At 66.5% G+C, this 6,579-nt stretch carries 7 protein-coding genes and 1 tRNA gene; 4 read left to right on the top strand and 4 right to left on the bottom strand.

The window, feature by feature from the left end:
- Window positions 1–71: 71 nt before the first annotated feature.
- A tRNA-Arg gene (locus tag QP996_RS11380) sits at window positions 72–144 on the bottom strand.
- Between the two features lie 119 nt (window positions 145–263).
- On the opposite strand from QP996_RS11380, the gene trhA reads away from it, so the two are divergent.
- The 4 genes from trhA to QP996_RS11360 all read left to right on the top strand — a co-directional run bounded on the left by trhA (window position 264) and on the right by QP996_RS11360 (window position 3,474).
- Complete coding sequence (gene trhA / locus QP996_RS11375) at window positions 264–962, top strand: PAQR family membrane homeostasis protein TrhA (RefSeq protein WP_284872735.1); 699 nt, start codon at window positions 264–266, stop codon at window positions 960–962.
- 16 nt (window positions 963–978) lie between these two features.
- Window positions 979–1,809, top strand: a complete 831-nt coding sequence (locus QP996_RS11370; protein ID WP_350309520.1) for a DUF1906 domain-containing protein — start codon at window positions 979–981, stop codon at window positions 1,807–1,809.
- A gap of 69 nt (window positions 1,810–1,878) precedes the next feature.
- Window positions 1,879–2,781, top strand: a complete 903-nt coding sequence (locus QP996_RS11365) for a Rib/alpha-like domain-containing protein (RefSeq protein WP_284872734.1) — start codon at window positions 1,879–1,881, stop codon at window positions 2,779–2,781.
- A gap of 39 nt (window positions 2,782–2,820) precedes the next feature.
- Window positions 2,821–3,474, top strand: coding sequence for a hypothetical protein (locus QP996_RS11360; protein ID WP_284872732.1), 654 nt, complete (start codon window positions 2,821–2,823; stop codon window positions 3,472–3,474).
- 60 nt (window positions 3,475–3,534) lie between these two features.
- Here QP996_RS11360 and QP996_RS11355 read toward each other — a convergent pair whose 3' ends face one another.
- From QP996_RS11355 to QP996_RS11345, 3 genes are all read right to left on the bottom strand, one after another.
- Window positions 3,535–5,184: a monocarboxylic acid transporter gene (locus QP996_RS11355; RefSeq protein ID WP_284872731.1), complete on the bottom strand. Its 1,650-nt coding sequence runs from the start codon at window positions 5,182–5,184 to the stop codon at window positions 3,535–3,537.
- 3 nt (window positions 5,185–5,187) lie between these two features.
- Window positions 5,188–5,526 (bottom strand): DUF485 domain-containing protein, encoded by a 339-nt coding sequence (locus tag QP996_RS11350; RefSeq protein WP_284872730.1) that lies wholly within the window; start codon window positions 5,524–5,526, stop codon window positions 5,188–5,190.
- 223 nt (window positions 5,527–5,749) lie between these two features.
- Window positions 5,750–6,577 carry an aldo/keto reductase gene (locus tag QP996_RS11345; RefSeq protein ID WP_284872728.1) on the bottom strand — a complete coding sequence of 276 codons (828 nt, stop codon included), beginning with the start codon at window positions 6,575–6,577 and terminating at the stop codon, window positions 5,750–5,752.
- Between the last annotated feature and the right edge of the window lie 2 nt (window positions 6,578–6,579).

Below are 6,579 nucleotides of genomic sequence, written 5' to 3'. Positions count from 1 at the left end.
ACAACTGGGATGCCGGTCCGTCCAACATGTCGCGACTCATGCGTCAAGCATGACGCGACTCATGACATTTGCGCCCCAGAGAGGAATCGAACCTCCGACACCGGCTTTAGGAGAGCCGTGCTCTATCCACTGAGCTACTAGGGCAATGGCGTAAGAGTACCGCAGCGATTGCCCGCGCTAAAAACAGGCTCGTGCACCCTTCCGCCACAACCTACGGTCCGGTAGGGTTTGAGCGAAAACTCCCCTACCTCTGCGAGGCGCCCATGACTGCCCTGAAAACCGGCCAAGTCCAGCGCACCTACGTGGTCGCGGACCGCGGCGAACGGCCAGCTGTGCGCGGCTGGTTCCACCTCGTGGCCGCCGCCCTGTCGGCCATCTCTTCGGCCGTGCTGATCACGTTCGGATGGATGACCCTGCCGTGGCCGCAGGCCCTCGGGGTGACCATCTACGGCGCCGGCGTGGTACTGCTGTTTGCCGTCTCCGCGATGTACCACCGGTGGCCGTGGCGCTCGCCCGCGGCGGTGCAATGGTGGCGCCGGGCCGACCACGCCACCATCTCCGTGTTCATCGCCGCCACCTACACCCCGCTGTGCCTGATCGTGTTCGAGCCACACACCGCCGCGATCATGCTTGCGGTGGCGTGGGCGGGCGGCATCGGCGGGGCCGTGCTCAACCTGGTATGGATCAACCACCCGCGGTGGCTCGACGTCGTGGTCTACGTGGGGCTGGGCTGGATCATCGTGCCGCTTTTGCCAACGCTGTGGAGCTCCGCCGGCCCCGCGGTGGTGTGGCTACTGTTCGCCGGCGGGGTCATCTACACACTCGGCGCGCTGGTGTACGGGTTCAAGTGGCCGGGGCGTTCAGCGCGCTACTACGGCTACCACGAGCACTTCCACACCGCCACTGTCGTCGCCGCCGTGTGCCACCTCGTGGCCATTTGGATGGTGGTTGTGGGCCACTGAGACTAGAGTGGCGCATGTGACTACTTTTAACCGCCGCACGTTCCTCAAATCCGCCGGTGCAGCCGCCGCCACCGCCGCGCTCGCCGGCAGCGCCTCAGCCGCCCTCTCTCCCGCCGCCCAGGCGCAGCAGCGCCGGGTGCTTGGCACGGTGGTGGATTACTCGGCTGGCGTGCCGTCGGCAAGCGCTGTGAAAGCCGCGGGCCACATGGGCGCGGTGCGCTACGTCTCCGACCGCCGCCCCGGCGCCGAGTGGATGCGCGGCAAGCCGGTGACCATCGGCGAGACCCGCGACTACAAGGCCAACGGCCTCGCCGTCGCGTCGGTGTACCAGTTCGGCCGCGCCGAGACCGCCGACTGGAAGCGCGGCGCGCTCGGTGCCGCCGCCCACGCCCCGAAAGCGATGGCGCTGCACACCGCGGCCGGTGGCCCGCAAGGCCGCCCGATCTACGTGGCCATCGACGACAACCCCACCCTCGAGCAGTTCAACAACCAAATCAACCCGTACCTGACCGCGATGGGTGCCGCGTTCAGCGCCGCCGGCTACCAGCTCGGCGTGTACGGCAACTACTACACCATCGCCTGGTGCCTCGAAGACGGCATCGGCTCCTACTTCTGGCAGCACGACTGGGGCTCCCGCGGCAAGATCCACTCGCGCGCGAACATCCACCAAGTCGCCGGCTGGCAGGCGAACATCCAGGGCGTCCAGGTGGACATCAACAACGTCTACGCCTCTGACTGGGGCCAGTGGACCCCGGGGCAGGCCTCCGCCCTGACGAAGCTCACGCCGGACGACTGGTCAAACCTGCTCCAGGGCAGCAGCCAGCTGTCGTCCTCGCTATTCAGGTAGCGGCTGATAATTTCTAGGGATTTATTTAAACTGTTCAAAGTCAGCTCTCAACACTTTGACAGGAGTCCCATGAATACCACCCGCTTCGTCGCGGCTGCGCTGGCAGCCAGCCTCGCTACCACCGTCATCACACCCGCCGCCTCCGCCGCCGACTGGATGTCGCAGGCCTACAACCCCAGCTACGCCGACACCGACGTGACCCCGGGCGCGACGGCCCGCATCCCGCTCGCCGGCAACGTCCCGGCGGGCACCACCTTCGACATCAACGCCATCGACGGCTGGTACTTCGACGTGGATGCCGACGGCACCGTCGCCGCCACCCCGCGCGGCCAGTTCCCCGGCGCCTACGCGCAGAACTACGTCACCATCACGTACCCGGACCGCACGGTGGACTACGCGCTGTTCACCGTGCGCGTGGCCAAGCCCTCCGTTTCGCTCGCTGATTCCCTCGACTTGACCTGGGGTGACGCGACGGTGGCTCCGGGCGGCACCGTGACCCTTCGCCCGAGCGTCGCGCTGCCCGCTGGCACCCAGCTCGCCGCCCCGACCGGTTCGGGCGGCTGGCGCATCGACGCCGACCAGGATTCCGGCGAGGTCACCGTCGCCGCCCCCGCGGGCGCCCGCGCGGGTGCCGGCTTGCGCATCACCTTGGGCGTGGTGTTCCCAGACGGCTCCACCAAGCAGTACTCCTCGCGCATCACCGTAGGCAAAGCAGATCGCGTGACGACGAGCTCCGCGCCCTCCCCCGCCCCGACCATCACCACCACCGCTGCGCCGACACCGAAGCCGTCCACCACGACGACGCCCCCGAAGACCACCCCGAAGACCACCGCCGCCCCTGCACCTAGCGTCGGTGAGCTGTCGTACCCCGACACCGCGGTATCCGCCGGCGACCGCGTCACCGTGTTCCTCTCCGGCGCCCTGCCTGAAGGCTCCCGCGTGATCGGCCCGAACCAGCGCCACAACGGGTGAACGCTGGAGACCGACGAGGAAACCGGCGCGATCACGTTCGTGGCTCCGCGCAATGCGCAGCCGGGCTACGCCCTGGTCCTCGAGGTCACCGTGCTGCTTCCCGACGGCTCCCGCCGCGACCTCACCGCCAAGGCCTACGTCCCCACCTCCGCAGAAGGCGCCGCCCCAAGCGCGACTACCTCGACTTCGACTACGACCTCCGCCCCGGCCCCTTCTCCAGCCCCGGCCACGACCACGACCCGCACCACCCCGGCGCGGCCGGTCGCCGAGACCGCGAAGGTGAGCATCGACAACGCCACCATCACCGCCGGCGAGTCCATCGTGGTCACCCCGAAGGGGCTGCCCGCCGGCGCCCGCGTCTTCGTCACCGAGGAAACCCGCGGCGGCTGGACCATCGCCCGCGAGGGTGAGACCGGTATCCGGATCACGGCGGCGAAGGGCATGCGCCCGGGCAACGTGCTGCGCATCAACGCGGCGATCCAGTTCGCGGACTACTCCTCGGTCAACCGCACCTTCGACACCACGGTGGTCCGCGGCCAGGAAACGGGCGGCCTGACCACCGTCCCGGCACCCGCCCCAGCTCCGACCCCTGGCAAGCAAACCTCCCCGGCGGGCATGATCACGGGCATCGCGGTCTCGCTCGGCCTGCTCGGCGCCCTGGGCCTGATGGGCAGGTTCTTCCCGTTCTTCTAGGCGCATAGCAAAAGGGCCTGATCCCCGCTCAGGAAGATCAGGCCCTACTGTTGTGCCGCTTTAGTGGTCGACGGGAGCCTCGACGCCGACGCCGGTCAGCGAGCGGACCTCCATCTCGGCCTGGAGCTCGTCGAAGTTGTCCGGCTTACCCAGGTAGGTACCGATGATGCCACCCAGGAAGCCGAGCGGGATGGACACCAAGCCCGGGCTGGTCAGCGGGAAGATGGACCAGTCGGCGTTGGGGAACATTGCCGTCGGGCTGCCGGAGACCGCCGGCGACAGGGCGATCAGCACCAGGGCGGAGATCAGGCCGGTGTAGATCGACGCCACCGCGCCGGTGGTGTTGAAGCGCTTCCAGTACAGGGAGTACAGGATGGTCGGCAGGTTCGCGGACGCCGCGACAGCGAACGCCAGGGAAACCAGGAAGGCCACGTTCTGCTGCATCGCCAGGATGCCCAAGATGATGGAGACGATACCCAGCACGACCACGGTGATGCGCGAGACGCGGACCTGCTCTTCTTCGGTGGCCTGGCCGTCGCGAAGCACTGCGTCGTAGATGTCGTGGGCGATGGATGCGGAGGCGGTGATGGCCAGGCCGGCGACGACCGCAAGCACCGTCGCGAAGGCGACTGCGGAGATCAACGCCATGAAGATGGAGCCGCCGAGCTCGAATGCGAGCAGCGGGGCCGCCGAGTTCGCGCCGCCGGGTGCGGCGAGGATGCGGTCCGGGCCGACGAAGGCGGCCGCGGCGTAGCCCAGGATCAGGGTGAGCAGGTAGAAGGAGCCGATGAGCACGATCGCCCAGGTCACGGACTTACGCGCCTCCTTGGCGGTGGGCACGGTGTAGAAGCGCATGAGCACGTGCGGCAGACCTGCGGTACCGAGCACCAGGGAGAGTCCGAGGGAGATGAAGTCCAGCTTGGAGGTGGTGGTCTTGCCGTACTTCAGGCCCGGCTTCATAATCTCCTCGGCCTGGTAGCCCTTCTCCGCGAGGTATCTGGAGGCGGAGTGGGTGTCGATGGCCTGGTTGAACACCGCGGTCAGGCCGCCCTTGGCCATGACGAACGCCAACACCGACATGATCAGCACGCCGGCGATGAGCAGCACGGCCTTGATCATCTGCACGTACGTGGTGCCCTTCATGCCGCCGACGAGGACGTAGACGATCATGATCACGCCGACGATGCCCACGCAGATCGCCTGCGCGGTAAAGGAGTGCAGGTTCAGCAGGACGGACACCAGGGAGCCCGCGCCAGCCATCTGGGCGATGAGGTAGAACAGCGACACGAACAGGGTGCCAAACGCCGCGGCGACGCGCACCGGCTTTTGGCGCAGGCGGAACGACAGCACGTCGGCCATGGTGAAGCGGCCGACGTTGCGCAGCGGCTCCGCCACCAGCAGCAGCGCGACCAGCCACGCGACGAAGAAGCCGATGGAGTACAGGAAGCCGTCGTAGCCGTTAAGCGCGATCGAGCCGACGATGCCGAGGAAAGATGCGGCGGAAAGGTAGTCGCCGGCGATGGCGAGGCCGTTTTGCGTGCCGCTAAACGACGCACCGCCGGTGTAGAAGTCCGCGGATTCGCTCGTGGTCTTACCGGCGCGGGTCACAATGTAGAGGGTGACCACGATGAAGGCGCCGAAAATGGCGATGTTGAGCAGCGGGTTGCCGGCTGCTTCCCCGGCATCGGCTGCAAACAGGTGGGTCTTCATGGTTTAGCCCTCCATCTCTTCGCGGATGTGAGCCGCGCGCGGCTCGATGTTCTTGTTCGCCCACGAGACGTAGATCCAGGTGATCAAAAACGTGGTGAAAAATTGCGCCAAGCCGAACCAGAGGCCGATGTTGAGGCCGAGGAAGTCCTTAGCCATCACGTCGGGGGCGAAGGTGGCGAAGACGACGTAGAAGACGTACCAGAGGAATGCCGCGATCATCACCGGGAAGGTGAATCCGCGGAACGTGCCTCGCAGGTCCTGGAATTCGGGGCTTTGCTGCATGGCCACGAACTCGTCAGGAGTTGGCTCGCGGCGTTGCGGGACAGCGGTGGAACCGGCCATGGCCTCGATCCTTTCTTATGCACGGGAATAAGGTCTTTGCCGCGCCGGAATTATGTGATCTCCGACTCAACAATGTGAATGTAACCTACCACACAGTCGCATGTACGTTGTTCCGCAAATCGCTTTAAATTTTCTTCCAGGAAATATCGCAGCAATCAAAAAGCAGCAAAAGAAAAACCGCCCGGCCGCGATCAACGCAGCCAGGCGGCTCAACCCAAATCCCCTACCCGGGGAACGTCAACGGGTCGCCGGAAAGGCGCTCACCTGCAACCCCGTCGAGGGCGGCGACGTCTTCGCCGTCCAGCGTGATGCCCACCGCGCCGAGGTTTTCCTCCAGGCGCTTCGGGTTGGCGGTCTTCGGCACCACGGAGCAGCCAAGCTGCATCAGGTACGCCAGCGAGACCTGCGCAGCGGTTGCGCCGTGCTTGTCGGCGACGGCCTGGATGGCCGGGTCGTCGAAGTTCGAGCCGCGGGCCAGCGGTGCCCACGCCTCGGTCACGATGTCGTGCTCGTCGTGGTAGGCGCGCAGCTCGGGCTGGGTGAACCCGGCGTGCAGCTCCACCTGGTTGAGCACCGGGGAAATACCGGTGGCCTCGATGATCTCGTCGAGCACCTCCGGGTAGAAGTTGGCCACGCCGACAGACTGCAGCCGGCCCATCCCCTGCAGCTCTGCGATCTGCTCGAAGACCTTCACGTAGGTGCCGTGCTGCGGCCACGGCCAGTGCACGAGGTAGAGGTCAATAAACTCGAGGTCGAGGCGCTCGAGCGACTCCTGGTAGGCCTCGGCCACGCGCTCCTGGTCGTCATTCCACAGCTTGGTGGTCACAAACAGCTCTTCGCGCGTGACGTCGCCGGCCTTGATCGCGGCGTTGATGGCCTTGCCCACCTCGACCTCGTTGTCGTAGAGCGCCGCGGTGTCGATGTGGCGGTAGCCGAGCTCGATCGCGGTGCGCACGATGGGCTCCACCTCGTCGCCGGTCAGCTTATAGGTGCCGAGACCGAGGAGGGGGAAATCGTAGCCGTCGTTAAGTGTGGTGACCGGGATGCGCATGG

This window comes from Corynebacterium sp. MSK008, assembly GCF_030232585.1.
Classification (GTDB): Bacteria; Actinomycetota; Actinomycetes; order Mycobacteriales; family Mycobacteriaceae; genus Corynebacterium.
Note: the sequence above shows the minus strand (reverse complement) of the source record. Positions and strands in the feature narration are given on the sequence as shown.

Coding starts and splice junctions, on each gene's coding strand:
- QP996_RS11345 (WP_284872728.1), bottom strand. CDS start 6,577: ATGCGCATCCCGGTCACCACACTTAACGACGGCTACGATTTCCCCCTC.
- QP996_RS11365 (WP_284872734.1), top strand. CDS start 1,879: ATGAATACCACCCGCTTCGTCGCGGCTGCGCTGGCAGCCAGCCTCGCT.
- trhA (WP_284872735.1), top strand. CDS start 264: ATGACTGCCCTGAAAACCGGCCAAGTCCAGCGCACCTACGTGGTCGCG.
- QP996_RS11355 (WP_284872731.1), bottom strand. CDS start 5,184: ATGAAGACCCACCTGTTTGCAGCCGATGCCGGGGAAGCAGCCGGCAAC.
- QP996_RS11350 (WP_284872730.1), bottom strand. CDS start 5,526: ATGGCCGGTTCCACCGCTGTCCCGCAACGCCGCGAGCCAACTCCTGAC.